Consider the following 20,687-nt stretch of genomic DNA (forward strand, 5'->3'; position numbering starts at 1 on the left):
ATCACACGAGGTTGCGCTTGTCCAGCCACTTCATCGCCAGCGCGCCCAAGGGGATGCGCAGCCAGTAGAAGACGACGCGGTGCAGCAGCGTAGCGGACAGGGCGACGCCCTGCGGCACTCCCACCGCGGCGAACGAGACGGTGAGCGCCGCCTCCACGCCGCCCAGGCCGCCCGGGGTCGGCACCGCCGAGCCGAGCGCGTAGGCGAGCATGAACACGAACGTCGTCTCGATCGGATTCGTGTTCACGCCGAACGCGAGCAGCGCCGCCCAGAACGCGAGTCCCGTCGTGATGTTCTGCAGGAGCGCGCCGGCCACGCTCGCCGACAGCTGCACCGGCTGGCCGAGCACGTCGAGCAGTTGGTTGAGATAGCGTTTCGCGACCGGCACGAGCCGCTGCATGACGGTATGGCGCACCGGCGGAACCATCATCGCGACGGAGAACACGGCGACGGCGATGCCGAACACGATCGCCAGCGTGTTCGTCGGAATCATGCCGGAGAACGTGTTGCGTCCCGTGAACAGGCCGATGACCACGATGATCACCGCGTACGTCGCATAGTAGACGACGAGCGCCGCGCTCATGATCGCGGTCGCCGCCGTATTGCGGTAGCCGGATCGGCGCAGGAACTGGAGGTTCACGAACGAGGGGCCGACGCCCGCGGGCATCGACACGGTCGCGAAGCCGCCCGCCACCTGGCTCATGAACACGCCCGCCGGGTTGCGCCGGTCGCGGTCCATCAGCGCGCCGAGCGAGACCGACGACCCGATCCAGCCGCACAATCCGAACGCGAGGCAGACGAGCGCCATGACCGGATTCGCGTTGCGCACCGCGGCGATGATCTCGTCGGGGCGCATCTGCGTGAACACGACGACCGCGGCGACGATGAGCAGCAGCATCGTGATCATCGAACGCAGCGAGAACCGCGCCAACGTGACCGTCTCCACGGGGGCGTCCGCGGCGTCGGACTGGACGGCGCCGGCGGCCGCCGGCACGCCGTCCGACGACGCGGCGACGGTTTCGGCGTCGTCGCGTCGCGGCGCGACCGCCTCACGCAACGATGTGAGCGTGGACTTGTCCCACGAGTCGAGCGCGCGCGTGGGGGCGGGCACCGCGATCTTCTGGATGAACGGGGCGATCGCGGCGAGCGTCGCCTCGTCCCACGCGTCGCGGGCCGCCGCCACCGCCTCGTCCACGCCGATCAGCGCGGCGAACAGGGCGAGCAGCTGGACCTTGTCCAACGCGACGTTGGCGGGGGAGGACGCGGCGTCGCCGTTCTGCCATCCGGCGATCACCGGCGTGCCGTCCTCGAAGCGCGACAGCACGCCCGGCGTGATGCGCCGGTGCGTGTAGCCGCGACGGTTCGCAACGGCCAGATAGCGCATGTAGTCGACGGCGTCGGCGCGCGTCAGCGTGTTCGGGTTCGCGGCGAGCTCCGTCGTATGCGCGTTGAGGATGAGGATCGCGGACTCCTCGGTGTCGGCGATCGCGTAGGGCGCGGGCGCGGGCAGCTTCACGTTGTGCAGGCCGAGCAGCATCGACAGGTGATGCTGGACGGCGTCGCGCGCCGAACGGTCGCGGCGCATCGCCACGCCGGAGAAGCGCAGCCAGTCCCACAGCTGTTTGAGATAGCCGGCCGTATGCGTCTGCGCGTCCAGTACGGACACCGTGTACCGGCCGCCGTCGCGGGTCTCGAGATCGTAGATGCGCGAGCCTTCGACCAGATCGTCGTCGAGGGAGGCGCTGAGCGACCGTACGCCCGGCGACGGGTCCTCGCGGCGCACCAGCGACGACGGGTCGAGGCCGACGCCGCGCAGCGCGGCCGCCAGATCCTCGCCCCACACGCCCTTGTTCTGCGTGCCGACCGCGAACCGGATGAGCATGCCGACCGTGCGCCCGCAGGCGAACGAGACGAGCATGCCGGTCACCGAATGCCAGGAGAGCACCACCATGACCGCGGCCGTCGCATACAGGATGTTCCACCCCCATTTGACGCTGGAACGCGTGCGGCGCGGGCCGGCGACGGTGAGGAACGAGGCCATGCCCGCGTACATGTTCGGCAGCAGTCCGGAGCCGAACGCGGTCGCGGCGGAGGCGAGCGACAAGGCGAGCGTCTTGTCGGCGAGCCCGCTGATGCCGGCGGACGCCAGCCACACCGCGCCGTACCCGGCGAACATGGAAAGCGCGGAGACCGCGGACTGCAGCCATTCGCGGCTGAGCAGCAGCTGGCACAGGACCATGACCACGATGACGAGCGTGGCGAACTGCTGCAGGACGGTGGACGGAATCCCGGCCAGCCAGTCGATGGCCCGGGCGGCGGTGTGCGCGTCGGATTCGACGCCGCGCGTCATGCCGCCCAGATATACGGCGAACACCATGACGACGGCCGCCAGTCCGAGGGACATGGCGGCGCGTGTCAGATCACCGAAGTCGTGTGTGCGCCGGGGCGCCACATCGTCGATGTGCATGGGCTTATGCGGCTCCTTGCAGGGTGCGGGGTGGGACGGGTCAGCGATCGAAGGCGACGAGCTTCGAGGCGACGCCCGTGTACGTGGCCGGGGTGAGCGCCTTGAGACGGGCGGCGGTCTCCGGATCGAAGGACTGCTGGTCGATGAACGCCTCGACCTGCGCCTGGTCGATCGTGTGGCCGCGCATGAGCTCCTTGACCTTCTCGTACGGCTTCTCCATGCCCGGCAGGCCGCGCAGCTCGCAGGCGCGCATCGCCGTCTGGATGGGCTCGCCGAGCACCTCCCAGTTCTCGTCGAGCTCGCGCGTGATGACGTGCTCGTTCGGGTGGATGGACTTCAAGCCGCCCATCAGGTTGTACAGGGCGAGCTGCGAGTAGCCGAGCGCCGAGCCGATGTTGCGCTGCGTGGTCGAATCGGTCAGATCGCGCTGCCAGCGGGACTCCACCAGCGTGGCGGACAGCGTGTCGAGCAGCGAGCAGGACAGCTCGAAGTTGGCCTCCGCGTTCTCGAAGCGGATCGGGTTGACCTTGTGCGGCATCGTGGAGGAGCCGGTCGCGCCCTTGACGGGCACCTGGGCGAACACGCCGCGCGAGATGTACATCCACACGTCCACGCACAGGTTGTGCATGATGCGGTTCGCGTGGGCGATGGTCGAGTAGAGCTCCGCCTGCCAGTCGTGGGATTCGATCTGCGTCGTCAGCGGGTTCCAGGTCAGGCCCATGCGGTTCTCGACGAACTCGCGGGAGACGGCGATCCAGTCGACGTCCGGGCAGGCGGCCAGATGCGCGCCGAACGTGCCGGTCGCGCCGTTGATCTTGCCCAGGTACTCCTGGTTCTCGATGTGCTTGAGCTGGCGGTTCAGACGGTAGACGTAGACGGCGAGCTCCTTGCCGAGCGTGGTCGGCGTGGCCGGCTGGCCGTGCGTGAGGGAGAGGAGCGCGAGGTCCTTGTGCTCCTCGGCCTTGGCGGCGAGATGGTCGATGATCTCCTTGAACGCCGGGGTCCAGACGTTCTCGACGGCGTTCTTCACGCAGCGGGCGATCGACAGGTTGTTGATGTCCTCGGAGGTGCACGCGAAGTGGACGAGCGTCTTGAGACGGTCGTTGATGTGCGTGGAGCCGGCCGGGGCCTTGGCGAACTGGTCGTCGATGTAGTATTCGACGGCCTTCACGTCGTGGTGGGTGACGGCCTCGTGCGCGGCGTGCTGCTTGATGCCCTCGGCGCCGAAGTCCTCCGGGATGGAGCGGAGGAACGCCTTCTCCTCCTCGGTGAACGGCTCGACGCCGTCGATGATCGGCCGATTGCCGTTGCCCTCGAAGCCGTTGGCCAGGAGGATCATCCACTCGACCTCGACGCGCATGCGCTCGCGGTTGAGGGCCGGCTCGCTCAGGTATTCCACGAGCGGAGCGGTGGCGTTGTGGTAGCGGCCGTCGAGCGGCGTCAGTGCGATTGCGGGGGAAATATCGGTAAGCTTCATAGTTGTTAGGGTACTTCCAGCCGTGAACCGGGGGAATGGCTGCGATTTGTGCCGTTCTGTGCGGTTTCGCTGTGCGATGTTGTGCGGTTTTGCGGCTGTTTGCCCCTGTTTACATGACCGTTTCCCACGACCGTATACTGGCATGCGGCGTTCCCGCCCGGACCGCGCAGGTCAAGGAGCGCCGACGCGGGGCGTCGTCACGACGCCGGCGCCATCGTATCGTACCGTGCGCGGTCTTGGGAATCATCGAAGGGATCGTGGGAACAACATGTCCGCCATCACCGATCGTCAATCATCGCAATCATCGAACTCCGTCGCGCCGGAAGCCGCGCACGACGGGACGCGCCTCAAGTGGCGGCCGCTCGACATCGCCGTCGGCGCGACGCTCGGCGTCGCCTGCGGCGTCATCTTCTGGGGCTTCAACTTCGCGTACATGCCGATCTCGTCGTTCCTCGGCGCCGTGCTGCCGGGACTCGCCAGCGTGACGCACGCCGTGTGGTACTTCTCCGGCACGCTCGCCGTGCTCGTCCTGCGCAAGCCGGGCGCCGCGCTCTACGTGAACGTGGTCGGCACGCTCGTCGAGACCGTGATCGGCAGCCAGTACGGCATCGGATTCGTGATCGTCTCCGCGCTGCTGCAGGGCGTGTTCGCCGAGATCCCGTTCTTCGTGACCCGCTACCGCGTGTTCAACCTGCCGGTCTCGATCGCCTCCGGCGCGATGGTCGCGCTCGAATACGGCTTCTACCTGCTGTTCTTCCGCTACCAGGGCGTGGCGCTCACGAGCCCGCGCGGCATCGTGCACATGATCTCCGAGGTGACGGGCGGCGTGGTGCTGAGCGGCGTCATGCCGTGGTTCCTCATGCTCGCCCTCGCCTCGACCGGCGTGCTCGACCGCCTCGCCTCCGGCAGGGCCCTGCTCCGCGCCCGTCCCCAGGCCTGACGCGCCGATTCGGCTCCCTCTGACGAGGGAGCTGTCAGCGAAGCTGACTGAGGGAGAGAAAGCGGGCGTCAGCCCGCATACGCAAACAGCGGACCTTCCGAAAGGAAGGTCCGCCGCTCTGCTCTGTATTACGATTACGCACCGACCCGGTTCAGATGCCGAACTCCTCCTCGGCCACGGACTGCACCGAATCGCCGACCAGCTCGGCCGTATCCGACTTGGCCTGCTCGATGCGGCCGAAGAACGCGTCCGCCTCCTCGTAGGTCAGCGGATGGCCCGCCTCCTTGGCGATGGCCATGACCTCGTCGATGGTCTGCGCCGCCGCAAGCTTCTCGTCAAGTTCCTTTTCGCTGATGCCAGTCATAGTCGACTCCTTGCGTCTCGTACCGCGGCCGTCGCACATACGCCATCGGTGGCGTCGCGTGCCGTCTGTGCCGCGGGCTTCAGGAACCCCGCCCTCGGGATTCCCCGGCTGATTCCCGTTCTAGTCGTTTCCGCGGCCGATGGGTAGCGTTCCTCCCGGCGTTTCTCCGCATCCGTCACGGTTCGCTCCCCGTTCATCACGGTTCGCTCCTTGGTTTGACATGGGAATGTGCGTCGAATCATGGAGCGAGCCATGACGGCCGTGGAGGGAGCCGTTGGATTCACGGAGCGAACCGTGCTAATCCGGGAGTGAACGGATACGGTGGCGCACATGGACGACGAGGAGGGGCCGATATGGACGATGACGAACGGCGGTGGATCGGCGAGACATTGGAACGGCTCTCACATTCGGCGTTCCGCGCGAAATTCGAGTTGACCGCCAAGGACCGCGCCTATGCGCGCGCCAAAGGCAAGGCGACCATCGACCGGCATGCGCGCGAGATGCTGCGCGCCCGTGTCGGCGACGCCGAGCCGAGGAACGACGGGCGGCAGACCCCGTGGCGCGGGCATCCGGTGTTCACCGCGCAGCACGCGACCGCCACCTGCTGCCGCGGATGCATCGAGAAATGGCATCACATCCCCAAAGGCCGCGCGCTGACCGACGCGGAGGTGGACCGTCTCGCCGACCTCGTCATGGCATGGATCGAACGCGACCTCGTGAACCATCCCGTGAATCAACCCGCCGGTCCGAGATGACGTGTCCGGCGGCGCGCGCCGAAACGGTACGCCGGGAACCATCGGGGACGCAACGGGGATGACGGAAAAATCAAACCCCTTGGAATCGTTGGAATTCCAAGGGGTTTCCAGTGACCCCGGCCGGGCTCGAACCGGCGACCTACAGATTAGAAGTCAGTTGCTCTATCCAGCTGAGCTACGGGGCCAAACCCGTCACACTATAGCGGCTGGGGTGGAACGGCGCATGGAAGTGGCGCATGGGACGGCACACGCGCCTGCACGCCCATCGGGGAACACCCCTAGGGGATGCGGCGACGGACCGGCAGCTATACACTGGCCCTGGAAACGGCCCGACGGCCGGACCGAGGAAGGAAGTCCGTCAAGGACGACGAACGAAAAACGGGATACAGACGCATGCGACCGATGCGCGCACGTCCCGCAGGAGTGGAAGAGGGCCGCGACCATGCCGAAACCAGAGGAGCCGCACGGATCGCCGATATCACGCGGACCGCAACGATTACACGGACCGCAGCAATCACGCGAACCGCGGGAATCCCACGCGCCTCCGATGATCGAAGTGCGCGATCTGCGCAAGGAGTATCCCGCCGACGACGAGACCGTCGTCGCGCTCGCCGGCATCGATCTGGTCATTCCGCGCGGCCAGATCTGCTGCATCTACGGCGAATCCGGGTCCGGGAAATCCACGCTGCTCAACCAGCTCGCCGGCATGGAGAAGCCGACCCGAGGCGGCGTGCGCATCGGCGGCACCGTCATCTCCCGTCTCGACGAGCGCGAGCTCGCCGCGTTCCGCCAGCGGCATCTCGGATTCGTGTTCCAGTCGTACAACCTGCTGCCGAATCTCACCGCCGTGGAGAACGTCGCGATGCCGCTCATGTTCCGCGGCGTGCCGAAACCGGAGCGCGAACGGGCGGCGCGTGCCATGCTGAGGCGCGTCGGCCTCGGCAGGAGGCTGAACCACTATCCGACGCAGATGTCCGGCGGACAGCAGCAGCGCGTCGGCATCGCCCGCGCGTTCGTCGCCAGGCCCCAGGTCGTGTTCGCCGACGAACCGACCGGCAACCTCGATTCCAGAACCAAGATCGACGTGATGGAGATGATCGTCTCCTTCGCGCGCGCCCTCGACCAGACGATCGTGCTCGTCACGCACGACGACAACATGGCCGCCTACGCGGACCGCGTCGTCACACTGCTCGACGGCCGTATCATCGACGATCGCGTCATCGACCATACGACCGACATCCCGAGCCAAGGAGACCCACGATGACCCCATCCATCCGCCGCGCCCTCGCCGCGCTCACGGCGCTGCTCGCCACGCTGGCGCTCGCCTGCACCGTCGCCGTCGCGGCCACGCCGCCGGCCGCCTTCGCCGATGACGCCGCGACCACGGCCGACCAGGGCTCGTCCACGGCGGCCCCCGCGCCGATCTCCGGCCCGGTGCCGAACATCATCATCACGAACTTCACGTACGGCGACGGGTCGGTGGCGGTCGGCAGCGACTTCACCCTCACGTTCACGTTCCAGAACATGGGCCGCGTGGCGGTCGGCAACATGGTCGTCACCGTGGACGGCGGCGAGAACTTCGCCATCTCCGGCGGCACGAACACGTTCTACTTCGACACGCTGTACGCCGGCTGGTCGCTCACGCAGAGCGTGCCGATGCAGGCGCTGCAGAGCGCGAAGAGCGGCGCCCAACCGGTGAATGTGAGCTTCCGGTACGAGTACGTCGACAACGACGCGCGCTCGTCGAACACGTCCGACATCCGCATCTCCGTGCCGGTCTCGCAGCCGGACCGCTTCCAGCTCAACGATCCGGTCGTGCCCGAGGACGTGACCGTCGGCGCGGAGACGACGATCACGATGGACTATGTGAACAAAGGCAAGGGCGACATCGCCAACGTGGAGGCGTCGATCGAGGGCGACGGACTCGAGACGACCGTCAAGACGCAGTACGTGGGCAACGTCGCGTCCGGCGCGAACGGTTCGATCGGTTTCGCGTTCACACCGACGCAGTCCGGTGCGATCGAGGCGAAGCTGCATGTTGCCTACGAGGATTCCGACGGTCATGCGCAGTCGAAGGAGTTCCCGGTCACGATCGAGGCGGCCGAGCCGGCGCCGACGTCTGACGACATGGGCGCGACGGTGGAGGAGCCGCAGCCCGCCGTACCGTGGTGGGCGGTGGCGCTCGTCGCGGTCGGCATCGTGCTGGTGGTCGTCGTGGTCGTCGCGCTCGTCGTGCGTCGCCGTCGTAGGAAGCGCAAGGCGAAGGCCGATGCCGCGGACGACGAGGATTGGGACGATTGGGGAAGGCCGGTGTCCGCGTCGTCGGTTCCGGCGCAGCCCGCCGACGTGGTCGCCACGCAGGTGATCGCCGGCGCCGGTACGATCGGCGGCGCCTCGGCCTCCGATGTGAAGGGGCGTGCATGAGATTCGCGGACATCCTGCGATTGTGCGGGCAGAACCTGCTGCGTCGCAAGTCGCGTACGATCCTCACCGTGCTGGGCGTGGTCGTCGGATGCTGTTCGATCGTCATCATGGTCTCGCTCGGTGCGGGACTGACCGAGCAGAACCGTGCGATGCTCAAGCAGATGGGCGACCTCACCATCATCAACGTGTACGCGCAGGGCTCGGCCTCCGGCGCGATGACGATGGGCGGCGCGTCCTCCTCCGGTTCGGGTTCGGGCGCATCCACGAAACTCGACGACGCGACCATCGACGACATGAAGCGGATTCCCGGCGTCGTCGGCGCGAGCGCGCAGATGACGCTCGACACGCCGGTGCGGCTCACCGCCGACAACGGGCGGTACATCGCCGACTACGGCACCATCGAGGCCGTGGATCTGAGCCAGCTCGACGTCCTCGGATTCGCGATTGCGGACGGCGCGAAGCCGGTGAAGGGCGACGAGGTGCTCGCCGGCCAGTACTTCGCCTACCAGTTCATGGACAAGTATCGTCCCGAGGGGCAGAACTACCGGCAGCAGCCGTACGACATGGGCGACGGCACCGTCATGGAATGCGACGACATGGGCAATTGCGCCGCCGTGCCCGCGGACCAGGCGAAGGGCGCGTTCTTCGACCCGATGACCACGCAGATCACGCTCACCATCGGCGACGAGGAATCGGGCGGCGCCACGGCCGAGACCGGCACGACCGGCGCTGCGGGGACTTCGGACGGCGGCTCCGGCACCGCCGCATCCACCGCGCCGAACGTGTTCAAGCTCAAGGTGACCGGCACACTTAAGGAGGACTACAACAAGGGACAGTCCACCTCCAACGGCCTGCTCATGGACCTGGACCAGCTCAAGGCGATGATCGCGAAGGCCGACAGGACCGCGGCGAAGACCACGACCTACGGTTCGGCGCTCGTCAAGGTCTCCGACATCTCGCAGGTCTCCGACGTGGAGCAGCGGATCCGCGACATGGGCTTCGGCACGAACTCCAGCGAACAGACGCGCAAGAGCCTCGAGGAGCAGTCGCGCGCCATCCAGCTGGTGCTCGGCGGCATCGGCGCGGTCTCGCTGCTCGTCGCCGCCATCGGCATCACCAACACGATGATCATATCCGTCACCGAACGCACGCGCGAGATCGGCATCATGAAGGCGCTCGGCTGCTATGTGCGCGACATCCGCATCATGTTCCTGGGGGAGGCGGGATTCATTGGTCTGCTCGGCGGACTGATCGGCTGCGTGGTGAGCGCCCTCGTCTCGCTCGTCATCAACCTGATCGCGTTGGGCGGCGTGAACGGCTCGACCATATGGAACGCGATCGTCGGCGACGAGGATGTGAGCCGCGTCTCCGTGATCCCGTGGTGGCTGTACCTGTTCGCGTTGGCGTTCTCCTGCGCGATCGGCGTCGTCTCGGGCTTCCAGCCCGCCAACCGCGCGGTGAGGATCCCCGCGCTCGACGCCATCAGGAACGACGGCTAGCGCGGGGCCGGCTGGCCGTCGTGGCGAGGCCGCCGGCCGACCGGGAGGCCGCCGGTCAGCGGCCGAGCGTCTCGCGGATGCGGCGCGTGATCGTCTTCACGGTGAGCCCGTAGCGCTCGTTGAGTTCCGTCAGCGGCACGCGGTCGGTGAACTCCTTCGCAGCGCCGAAGTTGAGCACGCGCATGCCGGCACCGGTTCCAGCACCGGCGCCCGCGCCGGCGGTTCCGTGGTTCGCGTAGTACGCGGTCACCTTCTCGCCCCAGCCGCCTTCCAGCTGTCCGTCCTCCAGCGTGACGACGAGGCGATGCCCGTCGCGCAGCGCCTCGAGCGCGGCGACGTCGAGCGTCGTGCACTGCCGCGGGTCGATGAGGGTCGCGTCGATGGGGGAGCGGCTGGTATCCGCGCCGGTCTCGCCGGTCTCGCCGGTCGCGTCATCGGTGTCCGTCGTCGGCGCGGACAGCGCCTCGACGACCCGCTCGCCCAGCGGATGCGTGTTGCCGAGCGCGATCACCGCCACATCGGCACCCGCATGATCCACGCGGTACGCGAGCATGTCCGCCGCCTTCGCGTCCCCGCGCCCCCTGGAGGGGGAGCTGCCGTCCGCAGGACGGCTGAGGGGGTGTCCGTCGCGATCGAACTCCCCGCGCAGCACCGCCTCGGGCGACGACTCGCGTCCCAGCGCGCGTTCGCGGTCGAGGATCGCCTGACCGGGCACGCGGATCACCACCGGACCGTCCGGCGCGCCGACTGCGCCCGCAGGCGAGGTCGCCCAGGCCAGATCGTCGAGATAGTCGCGCGTCGAGGTGGGGACAAGCATCGTGACGCCCGGGATGTTCGCGAACATCGCGACGTCGTACGCGCCGGAATGTGTGTTGTCCGAACCGGACAGGCCGCCGAGGAAGTCGAGCACCGTCACGCGCGAACGGTTGAGGCTCATCTCCTGGAAGAACTGGTCGTAGGCGCGCTGGAAGAACGACGCGGTCGTCGCCACCACCGGCGTGCCGCCCGCCTTCGCGATGCCGGCCGCGAACGTGACCGCATGCGCCTCGGTGATGCCCGTGTCCACGTAATGCGCGCCCGCGCGCTCGCGGAACTCGTGCGTGATGCCGTTCGAGCCGGGCGTCGCCGGCGAGATCACGACGAGTCCCGGCTCGTCGGGGAAGCGGCGTTCCAGCGCGGCCATCGCGAGTTTGCCGTAATGCTTGCGTGGGTCGTCGGGGCGTCCCAGCGCCTTGTCCGGCGTCTGCCAGTGCGACGCCTCGCATTGGCCCTCGTGCGGCGCGGAGTCCGGCAGGTCGCAGTGGTCGGAACGCCACGGCTCGGCGTGCGCGACGTTGCCGGTCGCGTTGACGCCGGTGTCGTTCGCGTCGACGGCGTCGGCCGCGGTCGTGCCCGCGCCGTCCGCGCCCACGGCCGCGACGTCGCCGCCCGCGAAACCGGCGCCTTTCAGCGTATGGATGTGCACGACGACCGGACGGTCGGTGCCCTTGACCGCCTCGAACGCCTCGACGAGCGCGTCGACGTCGTTGCCGCGCGCCACATACCGGTAGCCGAGGCCGAACGCCTCGAACAGGTTCGGCTGCGCGGCGCCGTTCGACTCGCGCAGCCGCGCCAGAGGGCCGTACATGCCGCCGAAGTCGCCGGCGATCGACATCTCGTTGTCGTTCAGCACGATGATGAGGTTGCCGCCCTGCTCGGCCGCGTTGTTCAATCCCTCGAACGCGATGCCCGAGCTCAGGGAGCCGTCGCCGATCACCGCGACCACGGCGCCGATGCCCGCGTCGTCGGCGCCATCGGAGGCGGCGAGCGCCATGTCGCGCGTCTTCGCGAGACCGCAGGCGAGCGAGATTGACGTGCCCGTGTGGCCGAGCGTGAACTGGTCGTGCTCGCTCTCCGCGGGGTTCGTGAAGCCGGTCACCTCGTCGAAGCGCGCCGGATCGAGATATGCGGCGGCGCGGCCGGTGAGCATCTTGTGCACGTAGCTCTGGTGCGACACGTCGAACACGATGCGGTCGTGCGGCGAGTCGAACACGCGGTGCAGCGCGACCGTCGCCTCCACCATGCCGAGGTTCGATCCGATGTGGCCGCCGTGCGCGTGGCCGTAGGCGAGCAGCGTGGACCGGATCTCGCGGCACAGTCCGTGCAGTTCGGCGCGGGAGAGCGCCTTGACGTCGGCGGGACCCGAAATCCGTTCCAGAATGCCGTTCGTCATATGCGTCTCGCTCCTCCCGATGGTGTCCTCTGCCGACCGCAAGCCTAGACGCTCCCGCCGCCAGCGGTCATACGCCACGCGGCGATACTCCCAACATCTCCGTAAATCGCCCGGCGTCATCCGCGAATCGGCGCGTGTCCGTGCGACAATGATGGCGGAACGACGCCGCTCCGCGCGCGGCGTCGCGGGACACCGCATAACGAAAGGAACGCCGATGAAGGCCGTATACGCTTCCCGCGTCGACAATGCCGATCCACTCGCCGCGCTCGCCGTGGGCGAGCTTCCCGGACCGGAGCCGAAACCGTTCTGGTCCACCGTGTCCGTGAAGGCCGTGACCGTCAACCACCATGACGTGTGGAGCCTTCGCGGCGTGGGACTGCGCGCCGAACAGACGCCGATGATCCTCGGCACCGACGCGGCCGGGATCCTCGACGACGACGTGCCGGGCCGCGGCGGGCTCAAGGCGGGAAGCGAGGTCGTGCTCTACACGTTCGTCGGCACCGACGGCGCCGGCGTCGCGCCGGGGGAGCGCCGCACGATCCTGTCCGAGAAGTACCCGGGCACGATGGCCGAGAAGACGCAGGTGCCGGCCGCGAACGTGTTCGCGAAGCCGGCGAACCTGAGCCTCGCCGAGGCGGCGGCGCTCGGCACCAGCTGGCTCACCGCCTACTCGCTCGTGTTCACGTCCGCGAACGTCAAGCCCGGCGACGCGATCCTCGTGCAGGGCGCGGGCGGCGGCGTGTCCACCGCGGCGATCCAGCTCGCCCACGCGGCCGGGCTGGAGGTGTTCGTCACGTCGCGTTCCGAGGCCAAGCGCGAACGCGCGCTGGCGCTCGGCGCGGACGCCGCGTTCGAGACGGGCGCGCGCCTGCCGCGCAAGGTCGACGCCGTCATCGAATCGGTGGGCGCGGCCACATGGTCCCATTCCGTCAAGTCCGTGCGCCCCGGCGGCACGATCGCCGTGTGCGGCGCGACCACCGGCGACCAGCCGGGCGCGGAGCTCACGCGCGTCTTCTTCCAGGACATCCGCGTGCAGGGCAACACGATGGGCTCGCGCGACGACTTCGCGCGCCTGCTGCGCTTCGTCGAGCACGCCGGCATCCATCCCGTGATCGACTCGACGTTCGCCGGACTCGACGCCGCGCCGGACGCGTTCCGCCGTCTGATTGGCGGCGACGTGTTCGGCAAGGTCGCCATCACCGTGTGAGTCTCCATGTTTCCGGGGTGGCGGGGGAGTACAGTGAAACCACATTCTCAATAACGTGGAGGTAATGATAATGACGGACAGCAAGCCCGAAGTGGCGGTCGTCATGGGATCGTCCAGCGACTGGGAGACCATGAAGCGCGCCTGCGACATCCTCGACCAGTTCGGCGTGGCCTATCACAAGCAGGTGATCTCGGCCCACCGCACCCCGGAGCTCATGGCCGACTTCGCGCACAACGCGCGCGCCAACGGACTCAAGGTCATCATCGCCGGCGCCGGCGGTGCCGCCCACCTGCCCGGCATGATCGCCGCGCAGACCACGCTGCCCGTCATCGGCGTGCCCGTGCGCTCCCACGCCCTGTCCGGCTGGGATTCGCTGCTCTCCATCGTGCAGATGCCCGGCGGCATCCCCGTCGCCACCACCGCCGTCGGCAACTCCGGCGCCACCAACGCCGGCCTGCTCGCCGTGCAGATGCTCTCCGCGTTCGAGCCCGACCTGGCCGACAAGCTCCAGGCCTACCGTGAGTCGCTGAAGGAGAAGGTGGCGGAATCCAATGCCCAGCTTGTTTGAGGAAACCCACGGCGCCACGCAGATGCTGCAGCCGGGCGCGACCATCGGCATCATCGGCGGCGGCCAGCTCGGCCGCATGATGGCCCTGAGCGCCAAGTACATGGGCTTCCGCATCGGCGTGCTCGACCCGACCCCCGACTGCCCGACCGCGCAGGTCGCCGACTTCCAGGTCGTCGGCGAGTACGACGACAAGACCGCCATCCACGATCTGGCGGAGAAGTCCGACGTGCTCACCTACGAGTTCGAGAACGTGGACGCCGATTCGATCGACGAGGTGCGCCACCTGGTCGCCGCCCCGCAGGGCACCGACCTGCTGCGCGTCACCCAGGACCGCATCAACGAGAAGACGTTCATCAACAAGCACGGCATCGAGACCGCCCCGTGGCGCGAGGTCAACGACTTCGACGAGCTCGAGGCCGCCATCGACGACCTGCACTACCCGTGCGTGTTGAAGACCCGTTCCGGCGGCTACGACGGCCACGGCCAGCACGTGCTGAGGAACGACATGGATCTGGAGAAGATCCGCGCGCGCGGCGACCGCGGCGGCGGCTTCCCCCCGTCCATCCTCGAAGGTTTCGTCGACTTCGCGTTCGAGGCGTCCATCCTCGTGTCCGGCAACGGCAAGGACTACGTGACGTTCCCGATCGTGCGCAACGACCACCGCAACAACATCCTCCACATGACGATCGCCCCCGCCGAGGTCGACCCCTCGATCGCGCAGGCCGCGCACGAGATGGCGCTCGCGCTCGCCAAGGGCTTCGAACTGGCCGGCACGCTCGCCATCGAGCTGTTCGTCACCAAGGACGACCGCGTCATCGTCAACGAGCTCGCGCCGCGCCCGCACAACTCCGGCCACTACACGATCGAGGCGTGCTCCATCGACCAGTTCGACGCGCACATCCGCGGCATCGCCGGCTGGCCGCTCGTCCAGCCGAAGCTGCTGAGCCCCGCCGTCATGGTCAACGTGCTCGGCCAGCACGTGCTGCCCACGCGCGCGCAGATCGCCACGCACCCTGAATGGAACGTGCACGACTACGGCAAGGCGCAGCTGCGCCACAACCGCAAGATGGGCCACATCACCGTGCTCACCGACGACACCGCGCGCACCGTGGACGAGCTCGAGGCGACCGGCTGCTGGGACGATTTGAAGCCCTATGCTCGGCCGTTCGTGCGGCCCGTGCCGCCTGCCGGCTCGGGCGCGTCCGGTTCCGCCGTGTCCGGTTCCGCCGAAGCGAAGGCGTGAGCCGCGTCCATGGTCGAACACATCGAACGACAGACCAAGCAGAAGGATGCGATCCACGCGGCGCTCGCCGGCTGTGACGAGTTCATCTCCGCGCAGGACCTGCATCGGCGCATGCAGGACGAGGGCTCGCGCATCGGACTGGCCACCGTGTACCGGCAGCTGAACGCGCTCGCCGACTCGGGCGCGGCCGACACGATCCGCCTGGACGGCCAGCAGTTGTTCCGCCTGTGCGGCGACGACGCGCACCACCATCATCTGGTGTGCAAGCGCTGCGGCCGCACGGTCGAGATCGAGCCGCCGGACGAGGCGTGGTTGCGCGGCGTGGCCGCCAGACACGGGTTCACCGTCGAAAGCCACACGCTCGAGGTCTTCGGGCTGTGCCCGGAATGCCGGGAGAAGCGGGAGAAGACGGCCGTCTGAGCGTTACGGAAGGGCGCGTCGCCGTCCTGTGAAGGGAAGGGTCGTTCCCGTTAGCATCGAATCATGATGCCGACGGGAACGGCCCTTTTCGTATGCTCGCGTGTCGTCTCGCGATCCGTTCCCGCATGCGACACGCCGCTGTAATGCTAATGATAATAGTTCTCAATATGTGTTATGGTGTGATGCGTCACATGGAGCGGCCGGACGTCGGCCGCGTAGAGAGGAAGCATCCATCATGTCCATTCCGACCACCATCAGGAACGCCGCCATGCGCGGACTGGCCGCCGTCACCGCGATCGTGGCGCTCGGCTCGCTCGCCGCCTGCGGCTCGTCGTCCAACGGCGACTCCGCTTCCGGGGCCTCGTCGTCCAACGGCAAGATCGAGGTCGTCGCGTCCATCAACCAGTGGGGTTCCGTCGCCCGTGACCTCGGCGGCGACCACGTCGACGTCACCGCGATCATGACGAAGACCAACGTGGAGGCGCACGACTACGAGCCCACCGCGCAGGACGTCGCGAAGATCGGTTCGGCGAAGGTCGCCGTCGTCAACGGCGCCGACTACGACGCGTGGGCGACCAAGGCTGTCGCATCCACCGAGGCCACGCTCGTCGACGCCGCCGAAGCGGGTGGCGTCAAGCAGGGCGGCAACCCGCACGTGTGGTTCTCCGCCAAGGTGCGCTCTGCCGCCGCCGATGCGATCACCAAGGCCTACCAGCAGGCCGACCCGGCCCATAAGGACGACTACGCCAAGCTCAACAAGGACTGGCATGCCAAGGAGGACCGGCTCGAATCGAAGATCGAGGAGACCTCCGCCAAGACCAAGGGGCTGCCGTACGCCGCCACCGAATCCGTCGCCTGGTACCTCGCCGACGACCTCGGCATGACCGACGCCACGCCGAAGGGCTACAAGCAGGCCTCCGCCAACGAGAGCGAGCCGACCCCCGGCGACATCACCGAGTTCCGCAAGGCCCTGACGGGCGGCGGCATCGACCTGCTCGTCCTCAACACGCAGGAGGAGAACTCCACCACCAAGCAGATCGTCTCCGCCGCCAAGGAGGGTAACGTGCCGACCGTCGAGCTCACCGAACAGATGCCGTCGCAGTACGACGACCTGCTCGACTGGATGGGCGCGCTCGTCGGCGATTTCGCCTCCGCCGCGAAGTAACGGCGCAATCCACGCAGGAGGGGAACGAAGGGTGCCGCGGATCAAATCCGAGGCACCCTTTGCGATATGGTGAATGGTTGGAAAACGTGAGGAAACCGTCGCGGCTCTGGTCTTTCCAAGGTTCGACGGCGACAATGAACGGTTGTATGTCACACGGAACCGAGCGTATGGGTGAGTCAAGCAGTATGAATCAGGAATCGCATGCCAAGACCGGACACGACGCCGCGCGGGACGCGACCAGCGGGACGGGCCGACGGCCGCGTCGCGGGCTGCCCGAGCCTCGGCCGTTCCCCGGCTGGCTGTACGCCGTGCTGTTCCTCGTCTTCGACATCGCCGCCGTCGCGATCCTCGAGGTCGGCGTCAGCCTCGGCGCCTCCTCGCGCGTGACCCTGTCCAGCCCGGAGGTCGGCTGGGACTTCGTCGGCAAGATGTTCAACGCCCGGGAGCCCAACTTCGTGTTCCTGCTCAACATCCTGCTCGTCGGCGTGCTCTACCTCGCGCTGCTCATGATTTTCAACCGGTTCTGGATCGCCACGCCGGTGCTGGTGGCCGCAGCGATTGTCGTCGCCGTCATCGAGCATTTCAAAATTTCGATCCGTTACGAGGCCGTGCTGCCTTCCGACCTGAACTTCCTCAAGGCGGACGCCGGCAATCTCATGGGCTTCATGCCCGCCGGCGCGCACTGGGTGATCCTCGCCGCCATCGCCGTGTTCGCCGTGTTCGCCGCCGTGTTCGTCGCGCTCAACCACATCGACGCGCGCCACGGCAGGCTGTTCCGCGGCTCCGGACGTCAGGCCAGGTCGGCGGACGCCGTCGCGCGTCTGCTGCTCGTGCTCGTGCCCGGCCTGTTCTTCGGCCTGTACGCGATGCAGGTGAGCACCGTCGGCAGCTGGGCGAAGAACCTCGCCACCGTGATGGGCGACAAGCCGTCCATGTGGGATTCCGTGTACGACGCGCAGCGCAACGGCCCGCTCGTCGCGTTCATGCGCCAGGTCAACCCCAAGGTGATGGACAAGCCGTCCGAATACTCCGAGGAGACGATGCAGCAGGTCGCCCAACGATACCGGAAGGCCGCCGCGAAGATCAACGCCACGCGTAGCAACAACCTCACCGACTCGACCGTCATCTACGTGCTGTCCGAATCCTTCTCCGACACGTCGCGCGTGCCTGGACTCAAAGTCAACAAGGATTCGATGCCGAACATCCGCTCGATCAAGGAGAACACCACCTCCGGCCTCATGCTCTCCTCCGGCTACGGCGGCGGCACCGCGAACCTCGAATACATGGGGCTTACCGGCCTGTCGATGGCGAACTTCGACTCGTCGCTGACGAGCCCCTACCAGCAGCTCGTCCCCGGTGAGCACTGGACGCCCACGATCAACCAGATGTGGGGCGCGCCGAAGAACTCGATCGGCCTGCATCCGTACGAATCCTCCATGTACTCGCGCGCCACCAACTACAAGAAGTTCGGCTTCTCTCACTTCTACACGCTCACCGGCTCGGACGTCATCTCCCATCAGGACCGGATCGACGACAGCCCCTACGTCTCCGACGCCGCCACGTACCAGAGCACGCTGGAGGAGGTGAGGAAGACCAAGTCCAACCAGTTCCTGCAGGTCATCACCATGCAGAACCACATGCCCTACCACGAGTGGTACAAGGACAACGACTTCACCGCCGAATCCACCACCGGCACGCCGCTCGGCAAGGACGAGCAGGAATCCATCGAGACCTACCAGAAGGGTCAGGCGATCACCGACGAGGCGACCGCCGACTTCCTCGACCAGCTCGACGCGATCGACAAGCCGGTCACCGTGGTCTTCTACGGCGACCATCTGCCCGGCATCTACTCGTCCGCCAGCGAGGACGACGACAACTCGCTCGCCCTCCACCTGACCGACTACTTCATCTGGTCGAACAAGGCCTCCAGCACGCAGGGCGTGAAGATCGACAACGCCGACTACTCGTCGCCGAACTTCTTCGTCGCGCAGGCCGCCGAACACATGGACGCCAAGGTGTCGCCGTACCTCGCGTTCCTCACGCTCATGCACCAGCGCGTCTCCGCCATGGAGCCGCCGGTCGTCAACAAGATCCAGGGCTGGGACCGCATCCCCGAAGGCCAGGCGATCTACCTCGACAACGCGGGCAAGCCGATGGCCGCAAGCGACTTCGACGAGGAGACGAAGCAGCTGCTGGAGGACTACAAGCTCATCCAGTACGACATCACCGACGGCCACAACTATCTCAAGGACACGGATTTCCTCACGCTGCCGTAAGGAGGCCTCCATGACCGATGACATCGACAACGCCATCGACGCGACGTTCGCACGGCTCACAGCCTCCTACGATTCCGGCCGTACGCGCCCGCACGCATGGCGGCGCGCGCAGCTCGACGCGCTGCGCCGCATGCTGCGCGAGCATCGCGACGATTTCGCCGAAGCGGTCCGCGCCGACCTCGGCAAGCCGGCGGCCGAGACGATGCTCACCGAACTCGATCTCGTCGCCGCCGAAGCCCGGTTCGTACGCGACCGGATCGGCGCGTGGACGCGCCGCAGACCGGTCGTGATGCCGTTGGCGTTGCAGCCCGCGGCCGGCTGGACCGTCGCCGAGCCGAAAGGCGTCGTGCTCGTCATCGCGCCATGGAACTATCCGGTGCTGCTCACGCTCGGGCCGTTGGCCGACGCGCTCGCCGCCGGCAATGCGGTCTGCGTCAAACCGTCCGAACTCGCGCCGCGCGCGTCGGCGCTGCTCGCGCGCCTGATCCCACGCTACCTCGACCCGGACGCGGTCGCCGTGGTCGAAGGCGGGGCGGGGGAGACCGGCGCATTGCTCGCGCATCCGTTCGACCACGTGTTCTACACGGGCGGCGAACGCGTCGGCCGAATCGTCATGCGGGCCGCGGCTGGGCACCTGACGCCGGTCACGTTGGAACTCGGCGGCAAATCGCCGGTCTTCGTCGACGGCACGACCGATCTCGCCGTGACGGCGCGGCGCATCGCGTGGGGGCGGTTCACGAACGCCGGACAGACCTGTGTGGCCCCCGACTATGTGCTCGCCACGCCGGACGTGGCGGAGGCGCTGGCGGAGCGGATAGCCGTCGCCATCCGCGAGTTCTACGGGGACGACCCGCGCCGTTCGCCCGACTATGGGCGCATCGTCAACGTGCGTCACGTGGAGCGGCTGCGCGGGCTGCTGCCCGCGGACGCCGTTTCCGCCGCCGTTCCGGCAGGTCCGGCGCGTCCGACGTCGCCGTTGGTTAGGGTGGCGTCCGTGTTCGGCGCCGTTTCGAATATGGTCGGGCGTCGTCTCGGCGCGTCCGGCGGCGGCGCCGCGCCGGACGCCGCCGGACGCGTGGTGTGCGGCGGCGTGGTCGACCGTGAGGCGCGGTACGTCGCGCCCACCGTGCTGTTCGGCACGTCGCCGGACGCGCCGGTGATGCGCGAGGAGATTTTCGGTCCGATTCTGCCGGTCCTGGTCGTGCGTGACGCGGATGCGGCGATCCGGTTCGTGAACGCCCGTCCGCGTCCGCTCGCCGCGTACGTGTTCTCACGGGATCGTGCGACGCGGCTCGCCTTCGAGCGGCGTACTTCGTCCGGCGCGTTGGGGTTCGGCCTGCCGTTGGGGCATCTTCTGTCCGCGCGCCTGCCGTTCGGCGGCGTAGGCGCGTCCGGCATGGGCGCCTACCATGGCAAGGCCGGGTTCGACACGTTCAGCCACGTCAAGACGGTGACGGTGAAGCCGCAGCATCCGGACACGCTGCGTCTGGTCTATCCGCCGTTCGACGCGATGACGCGAGGTGTCATCGATGTGTTGCGACGATTGAGTTGATTGATTGGCTTGAGGTCGTCTTCGTAGAAAACGCCGCTGAGCAACACTCAGCGGCGTTTTCTACGGAACTACGTCTATCCGGACTGAACGTGGGATTACGTGTGTGGCCTCAAGGCGC

The 20,687-nt window shown here is 67.6% G+C and carries 15 protein-coding genes, 1 tRNA gene and 1 pseudogene; 12 read left to right on the top strand and 5 right to left on the bottom strand.

Annotated elements, in window-relative coordinates; translation table 11 throughout:
• Position 1 precedes the first annotated feature (1 nt).
• On the bottom strand, positions 2-2,467 hold the full coding sequence (locus AC1AYP_RS00535) for a lysylphosphatidylglycerol synthase transmembrane domain-containing protein (protein WP_476546477.1): 2,466 nt from the start codon (positions 2,465-2,467) through the stop codon (positions 2-4).
• A gap of 40 nt (positions 2,468-2,507) precedes the next feature.
• On the bottom strand, positions 2,508-3,944 hold the full coding sequence (gene purB, locus AC1AYP_RS00540) for an adenylosuccinate lyase (RefSeq protein ID WP_034526926.1): 1,437 nt from the start codon (positions 3,942-3,944) through the stop codon (positions 2,508-2,510).
• A 268-nt stretch (positions 3,945-4,212) separates the two neighbouring features.
• Between purB and AC1AYP_RS00545 the strand changes: the two genes are divergently transcribed.
• On the top strand, positions 4,213-4,884 hold the full coding sequence (locus tag AC1AYP_RS00545; RefSeq protein WP_476546478.1) for an ECF transporter S component: 672 nt from the start codon (positions 4,213-4,215) through the stop codon (positions 4,882-4,884).
• A 151-nt stretch (positions 4,885-5,035) separates the two neighbouring features.
• On the opposite strand, the gene AC1AYP_RS00550 is transcribed toward AC1AYP_RS00545, so the two are convergent.
• Positions 5,036-5,248 carry a Nif11-like leader peptide family natural product precursor gene (locus AC1AYP_RS00550; protein ID WP_476546479.1) on the bottom strand — a complete coding sequence of 71 codons (213 nt, stop codon included), beginning with the start codon at positions 5,246-5,248 and terminating at the stop codon, positions 5,036-5,038.
• Positions 5,249-5,601: 353 nt separating this feature from the next.
• On the opposite strand from AC1AYP_RS00550, the gene AC1AYP_RS00555 reads away from it, so the two are divergent.
• Positions 5,602-6,003 carry a DUF4186 domain-containing protein gene (locus AC1AYP_RS00555; protein ID WP_476546480.1) on the top strand — a complete coding sequence of 134 codons (402 nt, stop codon included), beginning with the start codon at positions 5,602-5,604 and terminating at the stop codon, positions 6,001-6,003.
• Between the two features lie 111 nt (positions 6,004-6,114).
• On the opposite strand, the gene AC1AYP_RS00560 is transcribed toward AC1AYP_RS00555, so the two are convergent.
• Positions 6,115-6,188: transfer RNA gene (locus AC1AYP_RS00560), tRNA-Arg, on the bottom strand.
• A gap of 362 nt (positions 6,189-6,550) precedes the next feature.
• On the opposite strand from AC1AYP_RS00560, the gene AC1AYP_RS00565 reads away from it, so the two are divergent.
• The 3 genes from AC1AYP_RS00565 to AC1AYP_RS00575 are packed head-to-tail and all read left to right on the top strand — an operon-like array spanning position 6,551 to position 9,926.
• The gene (locus AC1AYP_RS00565) at positions 6,551-7,267 is read left to right on the top strand and encodes an ABC transporter ATP-binding protein (protein WP_476546481.1); all 717 of its coding nucleotides are present in this window, start codon (positions 6,551-6,553) and stop codon (positions 7,265-7,267) included.
• Positions 7,264-8,427, top strand: coding sequence for a COG1361 family protein (locus AC1AYP_RS00570; protein WP_476546482.1), 1,164 nt, complete (start codon positions 7,264-7,266; stop codon positions 8,425-8,427). The genes AC1AYP_RS00565 and AC1AYP_RS00570 overlap by 4 nt, the downstream gene beginning before the upstream one ends.
• Positions 8,424-9,926, top strand: a complete 1,503-nt coding sequence (locus tag AC1AYP_RS00575) for an ABC transporter permease (RefSeq protein WP_476546483.1) — start codon at positions 8,424-8,426, stop codon at positions 9,924-9,926. The genes AC1AYP_RS00570 and AC1AYP_RS00575 overlap by 4 nt, the downstream gene beginning before the upstream one ends.
• Positions 9,927-9,981: 55 nt before the next feature.
• On the opposite strand, the gene AC1AYP_RS00580 is transcribed toward AC1AYP_RS00575, so the two are convergent.
• On the bottom strand, positions 9,982-12,138 hold the full coding sequence (locus tag AC1AYP_RS00580; protein ID WP_476546484.1) for a 1-deoxy-D-xylulose-5-phosphate synthase: 2,157 nt from the start codon (positions 12,136-12,138) through the stop codon (positions 9,982-9,984).
• Positions 12,139-12,352: 214 nt separating this feature from the next.
• On the opposite strand from AC1AYP_RS00580, the gene AC1AYP_RS00585 reads away from it, so the two are divergent.
• The 7 genes and pseudogenes from AC1AYP_RS00585 (at position 12,353) to AC1AYP_RS00615 (ending at position 20,569) form a co-directional block, all read left to right on the top strand.
• Positions 12,353-13,345, top strand: coding sequence for a zinc-binding dehydrogenase (locus tag AC1AYP_RS00585; RefSeq protein ID WP_476546485.1), 993 nt, complete (start codon positions 12,353-12,355; stop codon positions 13,343-13,345).
• A 70-nt stretch (positions 13,346-13,415) separates the two neighbouring features.
• The gene (purE, locus tag AC1AYP_RS00590; protein ID WP_034526948.1) at positions 13,416-13,913 is read left to right on the top strand and encodes a 5-(carboxyamino)imidazole ribonucleotide mutase; all 498 of its coding nucleotides are present in this window, start codon (positions 13,416-13,418) and stop codon (positions 13,911-13,913) included.
• Positions 13,897-15,063, top strand: a pseudogene (purK, locus tag AC1AYP_RS00595) (5-(carboxyamino)imidazole ribonucleotide synthase); the annotation flags it as partial. The gene purE and the pseudogene purK, both read left to right, overlap by 17 nt.
• A gap of 102 nt (positions 15,064-15,165) precedes the next feature.
• On the top strand, positions 15,166-15,576 hold the full coding sequence (locus tag AC1AYP_RS00600) for a Fur family transcriptional regulator (protein WP_476503215.1): 411 nt from the start codon (positions 15,166-15,168) through the stop codon (positions 15,574-15,576).
• A gap of 235 nt (positions 15,577-15,811) precedes the next feature.
• On the top strand, positions 15,812-16,741 hold the full coding sequence (locus AC1AYP_RS00605; protein WP_476546486.1) for a metal ABC transporter solute-binding protein, Zn/Mn family: 930 nt from the start codon (positions 15,812-15,814) through the stop codon (positions 16,739-16,741).
• Positions 16,742-16,926: 185 nt separating this feature from the next.
• On the top strand, positions 16,927-19,017 hold the full coding sequence (locus AC1AYP_RS00610) for a sulfatase-like hydrolase/transferase (protein ID WP_476546487.1): 2,091 nt from the start codon (positions 16,927-16,929) through the stop codon (positions 19,015-19,017).
• Between the two features lie 10 nt (positions 19,018-19,027).
• Positions 19,028-20,569 carry an aldehyde dehydrogenase family protein gene (locus AC1AYP_RS00615; protein WP_476546488.1) on the top strand — a complete coding sequence of 514 codons (1,542 nt, stop codon included), beginning with the start codon at positions 19,028-19,030 and terminating at the stop codon, positions 20,567-20,569.
• Positions 20,570-20,687 lie beyond the last annotated feature (118 nt).

It is taken from the genome of Bifidobacterium sp. LH_424 (genome assembly GCF_056356895.1).